Annotated in this window: 14 protein-coding genes; 4 read left to right on the top strand and 10 right to left on the bottom strand. The window is 69.8% G+C overall.

Features of this window, described 5'->3' with window-relative positions; translation table 11 throughout:
- From OEB96_RS07520 to OEB96_RS07485, 8 genes are all read right to left on the bottom strand, one after another.
- A partial coding sequence (locus tag OEB96_RS07520; protein ID WP_266214780.1) for a hypothetical protein occupies positions 1–1,799 on the bottom strand: 1,799 nt, incomplete at its 3' end.
- 15 nt (positions 1,800–1,814) lie between these two features.
- The gene (locus OEB96_RS07515; RefSeq protein WP_266214778.1) at positions 1,815–2,687 is read right to left on the bottom strand and encodes a SpvB/TcaC N-terminal domain-containing protein; all 873 of its coding nucleotides are present in this window, start codon (positions 2,685–2,687) and stop codon (positions 1,815–1,817) included.
- A 574-nt stretch (positions 2,688–3,261) separates the two neighbouring features.
- On the bottom strand, positions 3,262–4,191 hold the full coding sequence (locus tag OEB96_RS07510; protein WP_266214777.1) for a response regulator: 930 nt from the start codon (positions 4,189–4,191) through the stop codon (positions 3,262–3,264).
- A gap of 223 nt (positions 4,192–4,414) precedes the next feature.
- On the bottom strand, positions 4,415–5,764 hold the full coding sequence (locus OEB96_RS07505; RefSeq protein WP_266214776.1) for a sulfotransferase: 1,350 nt from the start codon (positions 5,762–5,764) through the stop codon (positions 4,415–4,417).
- Positions 5,765–5,812: 48 nt separating this feature from the next.
- A complete protein-coding gene (locus OEB96_RS07500; protein ID WP_266214775.1) occupies positions 5,813–6,040 on the bottom strand; it encodes a hypothetical protein in 228 nt (75 codons plus the stop codon).
- Positions 6,037–6,603, bottom strand: coding sequence for an RNA polymerase sigma factor (locus tag OEB96_RS07495; protein WP_266214774.1), 567 nt, complete (start codon positions 6,601–6,603; stop codon positions 6,037–6,039). The genes OEB96_RS07500 and OEB96_RS07495 overlap by 4 nt, the downstream gene beginning before the upstream one ends.
- A 32-nt stretch (positions 6,604–6,635) precedes the next feature.
- Positions 6,636–9,338, bottom strand: coding sequence for a VIT domain-containing protein (locus tag OEB96_RS07490; RefSeq protein ID WP_266214773.1), 2,703 nt, complete (start codon positions 9,336–9,338; stop codon positions 6,636–6,638).
- Positions 9,339–9,422: 84 nt separating this feature from the next.
- A complete protein-coding gene (locus OEB96_RS07485; RefSeq protein WP_266214772.1) occupies positions 9,423–10,337 on the bottom strand; it encodes a LysR family transcriptional regulator in 915 nt (304 codons plus the stop codon).
- A gap of 89 nt (positions 10,338–10,426) precedes the next feature.
- On the opposite strand from OEB96_RS07485, the gene OEB96_RS07480 reads away from it, so the two are divergent.
- The 3 genes from OEB96_RS07480 to OEB96_RS07470 all read left to right on the top strand — a co-directional run bounded on the left by OEB96_RS07480 (position 10,427) and on the right by OEB96_RS07470 (position 13,350).
- Positions 10,427–11,173, top strand: a complete 747-nt coding sequence (locus OEB96_RS07480; RefSeq protein WP_266214771.1) for a CHRD domain-containing protein — start codon at positions 10,427–10,429, stop codon at positions 11,171–11,173.
- Positions 11,174–11,289: 116 nt separating this feature from the next.
- On the top strand, positions 11,290–12,045 hold the full coding sequence (locus OEB96_RS07475) for a hypothetical protein (protein ID WP_266214770.1): 756 nt from the start codon (positions 11,290–11,292) through the stop codon (positions 12,043–12,045).
- Between the two features lie 171 nt (positions 12,046–12,216).
- Complete coding sequence (locus OEB96_RS07470) at positions 12,217–13,350, top strand: tetratricopeptide repeat protein (protein WP_266214769.1); 1,134 nt, start codon at positions 12,217–12,219, stop codon at positions 13,348–13,350.
- A 90-nt stretch (positions 13,351–13,440) separates the two neighbouring features.
- Here the strand turns inward: OEB96_RS07470 and OEB96_RS07465 are convergent, their stop codons facing one another.
- Positions 13,441–14,865 carry a M57 family metalloprotease gene (locus tag OEB96_RS07465; RefSeq protein WP_266214768.1) on the bottom strand — a complete coding sequence of 475 codons (1,425 nt, stop codon included), beginning with the start codon at positions 14,863–14,865 and terminating at the stop codon, positions 13,441–13,443.
- Between the two features lie 118 nt (positions 14,866–14,983).
- Positions 14,984–15,403 (bottom strand): hypothetical protein, encoded by a 420-nt coding sequence (locus OEB96_RS07460; RefSeq protein ID WP_266214767.1) that lies wholly within the window; start codon positions 15,401–15,403, stop codon positions 14,984–14,986.
- A gap of 272 nt (positions 15,404–15,675) precedes the next feature.
- Between OEB96_RS07460 and OEB96_RS07455 the strand changes: the two genes are divergently transcribed.
- On the top strand, positions 15,676–16,413 hold the full coding sequence (locus OEB96_RS07455; protein WP_266214766.1) for an RNA polymerase sigma factor: 738 nt from the start codon (positions 15,676–15,678) through the stop codon (positions 16,411–16,413).
- The last annotated feature ends 114 nt before the right edge of the window (positions 16,414–16,527 follow it).

The raw sequence follows: 16,527 nt of genomic DNA, 5'->3' as shown, positions 1-16,527 counted from the left end.
GGGGCGAGCGTCATCACCTGGAGCCGCGTGGCCGCCTCGGTCCGCTCGCGCCAGGTGGCGTCGTCGGTGTACGCGGGCCACCCCGATGGGATCCCTCCCACGGCATGATCGGTGTACGTGCCGTCGCCGTTGGAGACCACGGCCGTCCAGTCGCCGCCCGCGCCCGACGAGGGCAGCAAGAGGTCGACGATCCCGTCGAGATCGAAGTCGTAGAGCTGCGCGGCCTGGTAGCCGAGCCACAGGTTGGCGTGCGGGTTGCCCTGGAACGTGTGCATCGGCGGGCCGGGTTCGAAGCCGTCGCCCGTGTTGATGTAGGGCCGGATCACCGTGGGGAGGTTGGCCTCGACGTCGGTGCCGCAGACGATGCCCTCGCCCCAGTGCCCGCCATCGTCCAGACCCAGGGACAGCTCGGGGTTGCCGGGGTGGTCGCCCGATGCGAGCTCGTAGCGCACGACGTCGACGAGGCCATCGCCGTTGACGTCGGCGAGCTTGTCGAGCCCCAGCCCCGCGCTGGCGACCGGCCGGCCGAAGACCGCACGCGAAAGGCCGTTGCGGCAGCGGCGGTCGTGCCAGCGCTGGTACTGATCGCGCGGCAGGCCGGTGGGCTCCAGCGTCCCCGGAGGACCACCGGGCTCGAACGCGAGCGCGAGATAGTCGGTGCGCTGATCCTCGGGCAGCGGTAGGTACCCGTCGTGATACGCCTGCGGGTTCTCGAAGTCGGCCGGGACCGGCATGGCGGCACCGGTCGCGTAGGCGGGAACCACCAGCAGGTTCTGTCGTCCTCCCCGAAGGCTGGTCACGAGCAGCTCGTCGTGCACCGAGCAGCCCACGCCGCTGTCGTAGGTGGTGAAGTGGTAGTGGCCCGAGGCAGCGGCCGGATCGGGGCCGCGCTTGGCCAGCACCCAGCGCCCGCTCTTGTAGCCCTCGCCCTGGCACAGCCACAGATCGGTCAGGCCATCGCCGTCGTGATCGAGCGGGATCACGGAGTAGATCGGTGCGCCCGAGAGCCCCGCGTCCTCCTCGACGAACGACACGGGCTCGCTGAAACCGGGCGGGGCGGACTCGCCTTCGGGCGTGGCGGCGACGGCCACGATCACTTCCTTCGCGAAGCGATACCCCCATGCGTCGACCCATGGCCCGCCCGTGAGGTCGCGTCGGGGGATCAGCAGATCATCGCGAAGATCGCCGTTGGCCTCGATCACCATGATCGAGAACCCCGGTTGGAGCCGGTCGAGATGCGTTGCAGCCGCGGCATCGACGAGGGCTTGCTCCTCGTCGGCGGTGAGCGGATCGCCTGCCGCCGCGGCCAGGGCCGCGTCCACCTCGGCCTCGATGAGCGCCTCGACGTACGCATCGCCCTCGGGCAGCACCGTGGGCCACGACACGACGACCGGCGTGTCGAGCAGGTCGAGCTGCGAGGTGCCGTCCCACGCCCTCCAGCCCGCGTCGGTGAAGTAGAGCAGGTCGTGATCGGAGTCGCCGTCGAAGTCGCCGACCAGGCGCGTGGGCGAGCTGGCGAACGGTACCGGATCGTCGACGAGCTCGGCGTCGGGTCCGAGGAAGACGCCGTACGGGACGAAGCCCATCGAGAGCGAACCCGGGGCCCCGCCCGGAGCGCTCCACTCGAACGTGGTCTGGGGCAGGCATGCACCCGCGGCATCGCACTTCTTGACCCATTCGATCCGGCTGCGGCCGGAGAGCGGGTCGAGGTCGTAGCTCAGCACGTAGGTCGCGATCACCTGCGCGTAGGGACCCTCGACGGTGATCGTCTCGAGCCGCTCGGTACGGCCCTGCACCACGCCCGCCACGTAGCCTCAGGAAGGATCGGTGCGAGCGACATAGTCGAAGCGAACGTGTCGTCGGCTCGCCTCCGAGCCCTTGCCCGCGTAGGCGATCTCGTCGAGCTGCAACGTATAGGCATCGGAACCCCCGGCCAGCTTGGGAGCGTGATACCGGTACTCGATGCCGTTGCCGAAGCGATCCTCGGCGCGGCGCAGCGCCCAGACCCACGGCACGGGATCGCCGTCGATCTCGTGGAACAGCATGGCACCGGGCTGGCCCAGGGTGAGGATCCGGCCATCCTTGGTGAAGATCTCGAAGTAGCCGTCGCGTGTATCGGTGTCGGCGTGCCCGACGATCTTGGCAAACGGATCTCGACGCGTGCGGTACTCCGCGCCATCGAGACCATGCACGCCCGCGACCAGCACCAAGCGCTCGTCGCCCCAACAAAGAGGATCGGCCTGCTCGAATTCGAAGGGCCCATTCGTACCGTCGAGCGCGAGCGTGCGGTTGCAGCGACGGATCGGCGGAGCGATCCCGCCTAGGGAGAACCCGACGCCGAGCGGACCGTCTTGCGTGGTGCTTCGGTACTCGAGCGACAGCTCCGGCGTCATCGCCCCCACGCCCGGCGCAACGTCGAGCGGGATCGAGTACACGGCCTGGCCGGTCGGCGTGACCCCGGAGCGTCCGGGCAACGTGCCAACCTCCGTAGAAGGATCGAACGCGACGGCCTGCCCGCGAAGCTGTGCGACCTCGTCCGCGAGCGTTTCCGAGGGTGGTGGTAGCGGCGGCGGTGCCACGCCTCCGCGTGGCGCGACCTCGGCCGCGGAGGGGCCACCGCCGCACGCCGGAGCGAACAGCAGCGCGGGCGTGGCGATCGTGAGCGTGGCGCCAAGAGAACCAAGCATGGCCAACCGATGCGCGCCCGACGACCACGCCCAAGCCACAAGGAACCGGCCACGACCACCTTCTGCGTGCAACGGTCGACCCAACACCCATCACCTCCGCCGCCACCCTGATCCGACGATGTGAAGGGGCAAGCTCGCGATGAGCGAAATTCCAAAAAGACAACACCGGGACGCCGGGGTCGCCCCTCGCGCGACTTGGGACGGCGTGGCCCGCAGTGGATAGGAGATGACCAGTGACTTGCGGTTGCGCGCACAGCTCATCGCCTCTCGGGTGATGGAGCGTGCTCGACCGGGGAAGTGATTGCCTTAGCCTGGTTTAGCCGGGTTCATCGCGATAGCGCGTCACCATGGAGCACCCCGGCTGTCACGCAACGCAACCCATGAGGAGGCCATCGCGACCCCCGACCCTGCTCGAGGGGTGTCCCTCCCCCTGGCCAGACTCCTCGCAGGCTGTTGACAAAAGAACGCCCACACTCGGCGAAAAGAGCCTGTTCACCCGAGCCACCCGCAGCAGCGAGAGGTGTTCACCCGAGCAGCCACGGAGAGCAGCCGCCCCACGGCATGGTTCGAGATCTCAGCCCTTGGTGGCGAAAGCGGCTCGCTGATGCAGCTCGCCCAGTACACTCACACGGTCGTCGGCTTCGATCCAGCGCTCGAGATCCGCGGCATCGACGGGGATCACGAGTGTCTCGTTCGCGGCATGCTCGCTGCGGGCCTCGTGGAATTCACTCGTGAAGCCCCCGGGGGCGAAGAAGAAGCCGGTGCGTGCACGCTGATACTTGGTCGTGAGCTTGTCGTGGAAGTTGCGGTATTCCGCCGAACCGCAAGGCTTCGACCAATTCTTGCACTCACCGCGGAGGCAGGCGGTGCCGTCGTTCTTCCACGGGCCGTCGTTGGCCCGGTTCTCGACGACGATGTCGATCTCCTCGACCTTGTTGTCGAGTTGGGTGGTGACACGCTCGAAGCCGGGGGTGGCGCGAAACAATAGCTTGACGAGTTCTTCGAGCAGCTTGCCCTTGCGGTTGCGATCGGACTCGATACGCACCTGTGACCACGTCGAGCGGAGCTCGGCGATGATTCCCTCGCGTGCAAGGGCGGCGAGGCGGCGCTCGCTCGTCACCTCGATGGCGTTGCGTACCTTGGCGCGAATGCGCGCGGCGAAGGCTCCATTCTTGACGATGTAGTCGTAGACTCCGAGCTGGAATGCACGCTCGATGGCCTCCGCCGTGGCATAACCCGTGACGACGATGGTCTTGGCGAACGGGGCCAGGCTCTCGGCCCGAGTGATGAGATCGAGGCCCGAGTCGGGACCTCCGCGGCCCTGCAGCTTCTGGTCGAGTAGCACCACATCGAGCTGCGGGCCGAGGGTCTCGAGGGCTTCGGTCCCATCGTCCGCGCTGTGCGCAACGGTCACCTGCAGGCCCTGCTTCTCGAAAATGTCGCGGTAGATGGCGACGAAGTCGGGGTCGTCGCCGACGATGAGGATGTGGCCAGGGCTGCTCATGGTTCGCTCTCGGCATCGGGAATGATGATCGTGAAGCGAGGACACCTCCGAGATCGGCATCCTCGCAGAACACTCTACCGGTCGACGTGAGCCTGTGTCTTGGGTACGCGAGGCCGGTCCTCCTTGGCGGCGTACAAATGACCTCGGAGACCATCTGGGAAAGTGGAACGCATCGTGTCACCCCAAACTGCCTTGGGACTCTTCTGGCCCTGCCCCACCCCCTTCACCCCCCGCGGCACCACTCCCGATACGCCCGCAGCCGTCGATCGAGCCCATCTTCGTCGATGCCCACCTGTGCCAGCGTGCGGTCGACCATGTAGTCGCTGCGCCGACGTGGCTCGTGCTCGCGTGGCACGTGCTCGGGCAGCGTGGGGCAGTCGAGGCACTCGCGGTAGATCGTCTCCATGGTCCCCTCGAGATCGCGGACGTACTCGGAGAAGCGCAGCACGCAGCGCCGCACGCCGTCCTCGCGGCCGTACCAGCGCTGCTCGAGCTCGCAGTAGGCCACCTCGGTGCGGACCAGCGCCTCGCCCACCCAAACCCACGGCACGTTGGGAAGTACCGGGTCGGCGGGGTTGACCCGCAGGAAGTTGACCGCGCTGCGCAGTCGCGGCCCCGGATCCCGGATCATGGTCAGGAAGCGGGCGTCGGGGTAGCGGCGGGCCAGCGCCTCGGCGGCAGCGAGGAAGTGGCCCTTGGCAAAGAAGCGTGGAGCACGGCCATCGGGGCCTGGGCCGGCGTGGAGCAGGATCTTGCGGGCCACGCCGTCGAGGTACTCCACGAAATCGACCTCCCACAGGGTCCGGTTGTGCTCGGCAGTCCCGGCAAAGCCAAAGTCCTCGGTCATCACATCGGGCCCGAGGAAGGGCGAGAGGTGGTTTAGGTGGCTGATGTACAACGCACCCTCGAACGTGTCGGTGCGAAAGGGATCGCCTTCGTGGCGCTCGCGAAACTCGGGCGGAAACCGCGACTCGATGCGCTGCCGGGCCTGCTCGATGGTGATGAAGCGGCCGAGGGTCCGTGGCACCAGCCGCCACAGCCACAGATAGGGAAAGATGGCCTGGAGCACGGTCGGAGCCGCCAGCCGAGGATCGTCCTCGATGTACCGCGCCAGCTGGGTGCTGCCGCTGCGGGCGGCGCTGATCTCGAGCAGCGGAGCCACCACGGCCGTCGACCGCAGTCGCTCGCCGTAGAGCAGCCAGTCGAGGTTCCAGGCCAGGCCCCACACCGGCGTGAGCACGACCTTGCGGATCACCGACAGCGTCAGCCACACCCTCGTTCCGAGCAGCAGCCCGGGCGAGGGCGGGCGCACGATCCAGATGAGCCGCAGGTATCGCCGGACCTGGCGGAGTCGCGGCACGTTGGGCGGCCGTCCCCACCGCAGTCGAGCGACGAGGTGGAGCGGCCACAGCCACGAGGTGAGCACGGCCAGCACGACGAGCGTGAGCGTGCGGGCGACGATGAGCAGCACCAGCCTGGGCGCCCCAGGCGGCTCGCGGCGCGGCTCACCGGGCAAGTGCTCGACCACTGCGTGGCCATCGAAGATGGGCGGCTGCTCGGGATCCGTGCTCATCGATGCTGCCCGCGAGCATGCCAGATTTCGCCGCGGGCCGAAGCCGAGTCATCCGCCCCGGATCCTCGCCAGCACCGCCTTCGCCGTACCGCTGAGTCCGTCCGGATCCAGCGCCGCCTCCATCCTCCGCTGGCGTCTCGTCTGCCGCGCCGCCTCCTCGCGCAGCGTGTCCGGTAGATCGTGCCAGGCCGGGTGCGCTCGCACGCCGCCATCGGCATCGCGAGGCCGCCATGCGCTCACCACCTGCTCGATCAAGAGCGCTTCGTCGCGTGTCATGCGAGCTCCAGATCCACGTCGACGCCGCGCTTGCTCAGGCAGTCGCCGAGCAGCTTGCGGGCGCGGGTGACGTTTTGCAGGAAGGTGTTGAGCTTCATCCCCACCAGCTCGGCGAGATCGCGATCGGCCTTGCCCGGCCCTTGCAGGCGGGCCAGCAGCGCCGCGGCCGGCTTGCCGGGCAGCCGCTCGCGGCACGCGGCGATCACCCGCCGAAGCAGCGGATCGGGCCCGCTCATGGCGGCGGAGGGCTCGGGCAGGCGCTCGAGGTCGGCCACCACCGCGGGCCGCACCCGAGCCTTGCGCAGCTCGCTGAGCGCGAGGTTGCGCGCGGCTCGGATCGCGAGGCGAAGCAGCGCGTTGGGTCGCCCGTCGGGCCGCACCCGCGGAGCCACCTGCCACGTGCGCAGCAGCGTCTCCTGCAGCACCGCCTCCACGTCGACGTGCGCGGCCAGGCCCATCAGGCTGCCGCGCACTCGATCCTCCGCACCGGCGACCCAACGCCCGAAGGCATCGGGATCGCCGGCGGCGATGTCGGGCAGGTAGGCGTCGAGGTCCTGATCCATGCCCGGCTCCATCCTACCCCGACTCATCCAGCTCACCCAATCAGGGTGACCACGAGCAGCCGACCGTCGAGATCGAGCTGCAGGCGAGCCGGGCGAGGCGACCCCTGCGGGCGCTCGAGCACCAGGCGCATTCGCGTGCCGGGCTGGAGCTCGGCGGCGGCGGTGGTGCCCGCCGGCGAGAGCGTGACCAGCATCGCCTCGCCGCTGGCGGTGAGGGCCACGAGCGAGGCGGGCGGACGCCACGAGAGGGCGAAGCGCACGTCGACCTCGATCACCATGCGGTCGTCGCGGTCGAGCACGATGCGGCCGAGCAGCGTGCCCAGGCTGGGCGCGGGCGCGGCTCCACCTTGGGCGAGCTCGTGGTCATCGTCGTCGTCGTACTCCTTGGCCCCGTGCAGGGTCATCCGATCGAGCCCCGCTCCGGTCGCCGCGGCATCGACATCGCCGGCGGCGAATCCATCGTACGCGCCGCTCTCCTCATCGAGTTCGACCATTGCGTCGGCGGCGGGGTCGGCAGGGTCATCGAACCCCTCCCCATCGTAGGCATCGTCGCGCGAGCGCGTCTGCTCCTGCGCACGGCCGTAGTCGACCTTGCGCTTCTTGGCCACCTCCTTGTCGACCGCCTGCTCGCGCGGAGGAGCGGCCTCGGCCTTGGGGGCGGGCACCTGTGCGGGCGCAGGAGCGGGCCGAGACATCGGCGGTGGCGGAGCGCTGGGTGTTGCGGGGACCGGCGGAGCCGCCAGCCTGGCCCGACCCGGTCGCGCCGCACCCTTGGGCGCACCCGCACCCGCACCCGCACCTGGACCCATCGGCATGGCGCCAGCCGAGGGCATCGCAGACATGGGCGCCGCGATCGCATACCCCTGCGTCATGCCCCCGGCCCCGCGCAGGCCCAGGCCCTCCACCGACATCCCGTACGGCAGCTCCTGCGGCACCGCCTCGTTGCGCGTGGGCGCGTTGGGATCGACCATCGCCTCCTTGGTCACCGCGATCCACGAGGTCTGCCGCGTGGCGATCTGGAAGTCCAGCCCGAGCGCTTCGATCCGGCGGTCGAGCTCCCGCGTGTCACCCCCGGCCGCGCGCAGCAGCTCGAGGTCCTCGACCTTCTCGCGCCCGAACCGCGCCACCACCCCGGGGCTGCCCTCGCCGGGCTCCGTGGCGGGCACCATCAACTTGGCTTCCCACGCCCCCTGGGCGGTCCGGCCACGCACCCGCAGCGAGCCTCCCTCGGGCCGCAGCCGCGCGGCGATCAGGGCCGGCGAGCCCGCGAACAGATCGGGCAGCCGCTGGGGCGCATGCTCGCGCAGCGCCTCGCCCGACAGCTCGAGGTCGACCACCAGCGGCGCCTCGGTTCGCGCGAGCAGCCGCGCCGTGGCGCGCTCGGGATCCTCGCCGATGCCCACGATGATCTCCAGCCCTCGCCCGGCTCGCGCGGCGGCCTGGGTGAGCGAGCGGTTGACGGCCGAGCCCACGCCCACCGTGTGCACGCGCGAGCCCGCCGGTAGGTGATCGGCGATCTTGGACAGCACCTCGTGTTCGAAGCCGATCTGTCCGTCGGTGATGAGCACGATCTGCCGCTGCGCCTCGGCTCGCAGCCCCTGCAGCGCTGCGATGATCCCGGTGACCATCTCGGTGCCGCCGCTGGCTCGCAGGTTCCGTACCCACTTGGTCGCCTTGCCGCGGACCTTGGCGGTGGCGGGCAGTGCCTTGCGGTGGAAGCGACGCGGTGCGGTGGAGAACTCGATGAGCTCGAGCCGGTCGTGCTCACCGAGGCCGTCGATCAGCGCGCAGGTGATCCGCTGCGCCTGCATCAGCGGCTCGCCGTGCATCGAGCCGCTGGTGTCGAGCAGCACGATGAGGTCGCGCGGCAGCGCCTGGGGGCGTCGATGTGGCGGCACCAGGGTGACCAGGCCGAACGCATCCGCGACGGTGGCCCGTCCGCTCGACGCTCGCGCCGCGTCGACGTGCAGCCCCACCTGCGGCGTGACCACCGGCCAGCGCACCACCACGTCGCGGTCGAGCGCGGCCGAGCCCTCGGCCAGGCTCACGATCCCGGACCCTCCCTCTGTGACCAGCGAGAGCGCGTGCGAGGGCGAGCTCGGCATTCCACCGCCAGCCAGTGGGTCGTCGATGTGCAGCTGCAGCGACATCTCGATCGGCCGTCGGCGATCGGCCACCTCCACCGCCACGCGCGAGGCATCGGGCACCCGCCCCTCGGCGCCGAGGTAGCGCGGGGCGACCACCGTGGGAAAGCGGTACTCCCAGCCGCCTCCGCCCGGACCAGCATCGGCGCGCCACGACAGCGGCTGATCGATCTCGATGGTCGCGACCACGGTGGCCCCGGGCGGAATGTTGCCGACCTCCTGGGTGAACACGCTCGAGCGCTCTTGCTCCACCAGGGCGGCCGTGCGGCCGCTGATCAGCGCCTCCTCGAAGCGCTCACGGGCGCGCTGCTTGCGGTCGACCTCGCCGATCACGATCTGGTCGTCGATCTGGAAGCGAAAGCCGCTCACGGCTCCATCGGCCGGCAGCGGCAGGGTGTAGGTCACGCGCAGCGGCTCGGCGTGCAGGTTGACGAAGCACTGCTCGAGCACCGTGCGCGCCAGGCCGGCCCGCGCGCGCACGCGCAGCTCGGCCCGGCGCAGCGGCAGGGGACGGCCGTCGAGGGCCACCAGCGTGCCTCCGCTGCTGGGGGGGCCACCGTGGGGGCCGTAGGAGGAGGGATGGGGGGGCATCGGAGCGGGCATGGCGATCATGCCCGCCCAACGCAGGCCGGGCGAAACCAGTGACAAGGAATCTTCGCGGTCGGGTCGATTCCATCAATGGGCATGGAGAGGGGGCCTTCCGCCCCGGGTGCGGGCCAGGAGCTGGCGCATGGATCGCAGGATCCGGCCGACCGTGGGGTCGTCGGCCAGCCCGGCCCGCATGCTCATGCACAGCGGGAGCTGGTCGCCGATCTCCGCTTCGAGCACGGGAACCAGCTCGTCCATGCGCAGGCCCAGCAGGTCGAGATCGCCGTCGGGGAGCAGCACCAGCGCCAGTCCAGCCCGGGCGTGCTGGCGCAGCAGGTGGGCGTCGTTGCCATGGAGGATCGGCGCGATCTCCAGCAGGCCCCCGTGGCGCATGGGCCAGCGACGAGGGTCGCCTCCGGGCCGGAGCCACGTGCCCAGCGGGTGGTGAGCCAGCTCGGCCACCGTGCGCGGCTCGCCGTGGCGCGAGAGGTATCCGGGGCTCGCCATCACCCGCAAGGGCACCGACAGCACCTCCTCCTCCAGCCATGCGCTCGAGGGGTGGCCGTGGCCGAAGTGGAGCACGAGGTCGACCTCGTCGAGCGGACCGGCGAGGGGATCCTCGTGCACCTGGATCGAGACGATGAGCTTGGGGAGCAAGGCGCGGCTCAGCTGAACGTGGGCGACCAACGCCGAGGGAGGCGTTCCCACCGGCAGGCGCAAGCGCAGCGTTTTGGGCGACTCTCGACCCAGGTCGCGGGCGGCCGCGATCAAGGCCGCCCCGTCGGCGACCAGCTGGCGCCCGCGCTGGGCCAACAGCCGTCCCGCTTCGGTGGGGGTCACGCCCGAAGCATTGCGCTCGAGCAGGGGCACGCCCGCTCGCGCCTCCAGGGCATCGATGCGTCGGCGCAGCGTGCCACGGGGAATCCCCAGCCGCGTGGCCGCTCCGAGCAGCGAGCCCGATTCCACGACGGCCAAGAAGCCGCGCAGCTCCTCGAGGTCCATGGCTCCAGGATCGCATGGTCGAGGCTGCGCCATGTGGTGATCACCTACGGCCATCGCCGATGCGAGCCCCATGTCACGGTGGCTCGTACATGCATCGGATCCCCCTGCTCCCGTTCCCCCTGCTTCCGCTCCTCGCGCTCGTGACCGCGTGCCGGTCCTCCGGGCCGGCCGACCACGCCGACGACTCGCTCTCCGTCGTGTCATCTGCGCATGCGGCGCCACCTCCGCCGTCGGTCGAGCTGAACCCCGGAGCCGGGCAGGAATTGGGTCTCCAGCTCGAGGCGTTCCTCAGCCCGCACCAGGAGCCGGGCGAGGAGGCCGACACGCCCAAGACGACGCCTGCGGTCTTTCGGTCGACCACGCCTTCCAAGTCCCGAGCCGAGCGAGAGGCCGCCGGGCATCGCGGTCACGGAATGCTGCGCTTCAGCCGGGATCTGAGCCGGGCCTACGTGGATGTGAAGCTCGAGGGCATCGATGTCTCCACCATCAACATGTTCCACATCCACTGCGGCAAGCCTGGGATCCTGGGCCCCATCCTCGTCGACTTCGCGCTCGTGACCGACGTCCAGGAGAACTTCTCGAGCGGGGTGTTCTCGGTCGAGATCACCAATGCCGACCTGGTGCGCACCGCCGATCATGGTCATGGGGCGGTGGCCGCGTTCACGGCCGGTTGCTTGATCCCGAGCCCCTCGCTGCAGGGGGTCAAGCCCAGCAAGGTCTCCACCGTGGCGGGCATGGCCCAGATCGCCGCCGAGGGCGAACTCTACTTCAACCTCCACACGACGGGCCAAACCTTCTATGGCGACGTGCGAGGTCAGATCCTCCCGGGGGATTGAACCTGCGCTCTTGGCGACCCCGAACCTGGTGGTGCCGTCGGGCGCCGCCCCAAACAGGGACGCAAGGATTGTCCGGTCGTGGCCCTGGCCTCGTATAGACTGTTCGAGGTCACCGGATGCGAAGGTCAGGAGCAGTCGATCAGCTCACCGCCCACTGCGGGCTCGCGTCCCTCCCGGATGCATGGGTCGATATGGCCCATGGCCGGCTCTCGGCCAAGGAGGCCACGAGACGGGCCCGTGAGATCGAGGAGGACGAGACGCTCGTCCGGCGGACCGCACGGATGCTCCAGCCCCCGACCGCTGCGCAGTCGAAGGCGCGCCAGCAGGTCGTGCTCGACCAGTGGTCGGCGGGCCTCGACCAGAATGCAGAGCCGGCCCCGATCCCGAGCTCCGGCCGCTGGATCTTCGGGGTCGTGAGCCTCATGGCGGCGGCGGTGCTGCTGGTGGTGGTGCCGCGGGCTCGGCCCGGGGTGGGGCGCTTCGACGCCGGCTATGCGCTCGAGCTCGACCGTGCGCTGGCCGTGCAGCGTGATCCCGGGCAGGAGGAAGCGGTCGCGCGCTACCGCATGGACCGGCCGATTCAGTTCAGGGTCCGCCCCAAGTACGGCGTGATCGAGACGGTCGACGTGAGGTTGTTCGCGGTTCGAACCGATGGCCTCACGGTCCCGGTGGCCGTCGAGTCCAAGATCAGCGATCGCGGTGTGGTGGAGGTGCTCGGCACCCCCCGGGCCTGGGGCCTGCTGCCGGGGCGCTGGACGCTGACGGCGGTGGTGGGGCCGCCGTCGGGCTTGCCCAGTGCCATGGGCAACGTGCGGATGGTTCCCGATGCGCCCTACGACGTGGATCAGGCGGACATCGAGGTGCTTGAGTAGCCGGTTGCGAGCTGGGGCAACGTAGGCCTCGGTCTCGCAGCTCTACGGTCGTACGTGCTGCGCCGTCGGCAGCGGTGCAGGCTGCGGCAACGTGTCCGTGAACGCGGTCGCTCGACCAGCCATGCAGATGGTGGAAGACTCCGACCCTCGATCGTGCGTACTCTGGGAGTGATGAGGGGCGCGTGGTGGTGGGGCGTCGTGCTGACGGTGGGCTGCGCCAGCCGTGGGACGCCCCCGCGGGCTCCGCTGGCCACCGGGGTCTGCGACCAGCCGCTCGGTTGCGAGGAGGCGGCGCCTTCGCCCGATGCCACGCCTTCCTCCGCGCCCACCTCCGTTGTGCACGGCCATGCGTCCGCGCCCCCGCATTCTCCGAGCACTCCACCGGTTCCCCTCGATCCTCCCTCCGAGCCGACGGTGGGTCCGCCGCCGCATCCATGGGTGCCCATCGAGCCGAGCCAGGGGCACGCGGCCCTCACCGAGCTGCGACGGCGGTTGGCCAGCAACCTCGGGGAGGATCACATGGCCCTGCAGCTGGCGATCGCCCAGCACCACCTGGCGATCGCAGCGCATCCCACCACCCCCCTGGGGGAAGCCATCGCCCAGCGCCAGCACGCTCGCCAGCTGCTGGAGACGATGGTCGAGGACCGCTCCGCCGCCTCGGTGGCGGGGTTCGACCAGGTGCTCATCTCGCTGGCGCTGCTGCGCATGGGTGTCGATGACCAGGGCATGAAGACCGCCACCTTGCGCTTGATTCGCGAGCAACCCCAGAGCCCCGTCGTCCCGATGGCGTTCGTCGTGTTCGGTGACGTCATGTTCGAGCAAGGCGATCGCGAGGCGGCGGCCAAGGTGTACGAGAAGGCGGCGGCCTTCCAGGACTCGGCGGTGGAGGCCTACGCTCGCTATCGTCAGGCGTGGTCGCTGCTGCCCCATGGCGACTCGCCCGGCGACTCGACCAAGAGCCTGGAGCTGTTCGTCCAGGCGATCGAGCGGGCCGAGCACGCCCTGGCCGAGCAGCGCGAGTCCAAGCCCCAGCTCGCGCCCGGCCAGGCGCGGGTGGCCGCTCCTCACGAGGTGGCCGCCGCCGCTCGCCGCGAGCTGGTGATCGCCTACGCCGACGTGGGCCAGCCTCACAAGGCCTGGCCGTTCTTCGCCCGGATCGGGCGGGGTCGCGAAGGCCATGACATGCACGTGGAGATGATGGTGCGGCTGGCCCGCGTGTATCGAGAGCGCAGCCGCTTCGACGAAGCGGCGCAGGTGTGCGCGGCGCTGGCCGAGCACACCGAAGGTACGGTCCCCTGCCCCTGACCCGGGTCGTCCCCGCGTGCATCGAGAGGCAGGGCGCGTCGGCCGAGCGCGAGCCCGTCGTGCGCACGCGCGCGTCGTCGGGCGCGGCGTTCAGCAGGAGGTCTCGGTCACCGTCAGCTCGATCCGAACCGAGTCGTTGAAGTAGCCGTCGCCGCCGTTGCCGACCTCGAACGAGAGGACCTCACCGCTCGTGAGCGCCATGGTCTCGCTGAACGTGGTGCTGGCGCCATGGCCCTGGAGTCCGTGGGTGAGGATCTCCTTGAAGCCGGGCGGGGTGAAGGGGTAGACCGTGCCCTCCTGGCTGGCGGCATTGGTGTAGATCCAGACCCAGGTGTTCGTGGCTTGCTGGTCGATGTTGGTCCAGGTCACGTCGACGTCGTAGCAGGCGGTCCTCGGCGCGGTGAAGCGGAGGACGGCCAGGGCGTCGACGCTGTTTCCGGGATGCATCACCAGGGCGTGGGGCTCCATCACCAGCCCGCCGCTGTACCCCAGCGCCTCGGTGGAGACGTTGTGGTGCAACCCTCGCCAGCCGTCGGAGTTCGGTCCGCCGCCGCGTACGACGATGCTTCCGTTTTGGGTGTAGGTCGGGCTGGCCGTGAACTCGCCGCCGACGTTGGCGTAGCCGTAGCTCCACACGCCGTTGGGGTTCTGGTCGCTGAACTGCTCGGCGGCGTCGAAGTGATCGCCGAGCAGCACCTGCAGCGCAGCGACGTCGGAGCTGGTCCACTCGCCGGTCGTGGACGCCCAGAGGCAGGAGTTCATGATCGAGCCGTACGGCTGGCCCGTCGTCGGCGTCCCGGGGATGTGGCTTGCGCCGCTTCCGGCGGCCACCGGGCACACCGGCGCGTAGACGTCGGAGTGGTGCAGGCCGACGGCGTGGCCGAGCTCGTGGGTGATGAGGTGCTCGAGGTAGTCGAGCCCCTGGTTGGCGTACTTGAGGTTCAGCTGCAGGAAGCTGCAGGGCATGCCGTAGGACGGAGCGCAGGAGTACCCGACCACCTGGGTATCGGCGTAGTAGGTGCCAGCGGTGATGATCGCGTCACACGAGCCCGGCGGGCTCCCGGCGAAGCGGGTCATGACGAACCTGAGGTTCTCGTCGTTGAAGTTGACGATGGCGGCATCGAGCGCGTTGCTCAGCGTGCCGCCGAGGGCCGAGCCCCCGACACAGATCTCGTCGATGGCCGGGTCGATCGTTGCGCCGGTGAAGCCGTACTGGCGAAATCCCTGGGACGAGGACCCGTCGATCCCTGCCAGCTCGCGCGAGGCTTGGAGCCCGACGATCAGGTCACCGCCCATGACGACCCGGCCGTCGTCATCCACCTCGATCTGGCTCTCCGGGATGTCGGCGGCCAGGAGGTTGTCGATGATCTCCTGGGTCTGCTCGTCGAGGTCGTGAGCGTCGTCGTCCACGTCGGCGCAGGCGGACACGAGCAGGACGCCGAGCGCGATGCGTGGGACGCCGAGCGAGCCGAGGGTGAACGGGGAGTGGGGAGGACGAGCCTGGAAGGTCTTCATTGCGTGGTTGCTCCTGGGAGGTTCACTCGATCGAGTGACGGCCCCGGTCCACGCGATCACTGAAAGTCGATGAAATCGTACGGGCCGTTGCGCACGACGGGCCACGGCCCACGACGCCTCATCCTTCCTCGAACCTCAACCACACGAACTCCACCTCCCCCCACGACCAGTCCGACTCGGCGTCGACCGTCAGCTCCACCTCTCCCCCGGGCGCCAGCGTCACCCCGGACAGCTCGACCGTGCGCCGCTCGTCCCCGTCGAGGAGCACGGTCACGCCCAAGTCGCCCACGAACAGCGGGGCATCCCCGGGCACGTCGATCCATACGTTGGCGCGACTGCCCGCCGAGCCCTCCTCCTCGATCACGATGATCGAGCACTTCGAGCAGATCGGGTCAGGGTATCCCGTAGGGTCCGGGGTTGCGATCAGCATGGTGGGGACGGGCTCGAGTGTCCCATCTACGGACGCCTGGGCCACGGAGGGCGCGGCGGTGAAGAAGAGCGCAGCGAGGGTGAGCAGAGAGCAGTGGGGGGTCTTCATGAGTCGGTCCGTCGGTGTCGCGCAAGGGTTCGTTGGCACCTCCAGTGGGGCGCGAGAGCCCACTGGAGTGACCTGATTCGGGACAGAGCGTTCCTGGCGCACCCGCTCGGCGGCGACGACGAGCCGCATGAATCGCGAGGCTCGGGTCGTTGCGACCGGGTGCTCGACCGCGTTCGGCGGTCACCCTCCCAGTGATCCAATCCGTCCGATGATTCGGTCGGCCGCGAAAAAAATCTCGGAGGCCGCTACGCCGAGCCTCTATCCTGCACCCGGTGCCCCCCAAGACTCCCTTCCCCGAGCTCCCCCGGGAGCGCGTGGCACGAGCCCTCGCGGGCGATCGGGTGGCCGTGGCCGAGCTCTACACGACCTACGATCCGGCCGTTCGCTCGGCCGTGGTGGCGGCCATTCGCCACCGTGCCGACCTCGAGTCCGAGCTCGAAGACTTCATCAGCGAGACCTGGGCGCGCTTCGTGGCCGATGGCTGCTGGCGCCTGCGCAGCTACGATCCCCAGCGCGGCACGTTCGGCTACTACATCCGCATGCGAGCCTTCGCCACCGCGCGGTCGCTGGCCAGCAAGCGAGAGCATCGCATGCAGACGGTGGCGCTCACCGATCCTCGGCTCGTGCTCGATGGCGACGACGGCCTCGAGAACTGGGTGCTCAGCCGCGACGAGCTCGAGCGGCTGTGGACCGCGCTGCGAGAGCGCCTCGGCGAGATCGACCTCGCCCTGTTTCGCAGCGTGTTCGCCGAGGGACGCCTGGTGCGAGAGGTGGCGGGCGAGCTCCAATTGACCGAGGCCGCGGCCTACCGGCGGTGCCACCGTCTGCGACAGAAGATCGAGAGCATCGCCAGCGAGCTGCTCGGACCGGCCGTCGTTCCCCGCGTGGGACCCTTCGTGGTGGTGATGCTGGCGGGTGTGATGGCGCAGGGCATGCTGCGAGACTCGTCGAGCGGCTCGCCACCGGTCACGGATCCCGCGCCCGCCGCTCCACCCGTCGCTCGAACGTGATCACTGCGGTCCGATCGAGCGCCGACATGCGCCCGGCACGACGATCGGCGCGTGATGGGCACAATCGAGCGAGCTGGTCGGCACGAGGGGGCCGTGCCGTGTCGTTGCCGCTCG

It is taken from the genome of Paraliomyxa miuraensis (assembly GCF_026337845.1).
GTDB classification, from domain to species: domain Bacteria; phylum Myxococcota_A; class Polyangia; order Nannocystales; family Nannocystaceae; genus Paraliomyxa; species Paraliomyxa miuraensis.
This window is presented reverse-complemented; position numbering and strand designations above follow the sequence as displayed.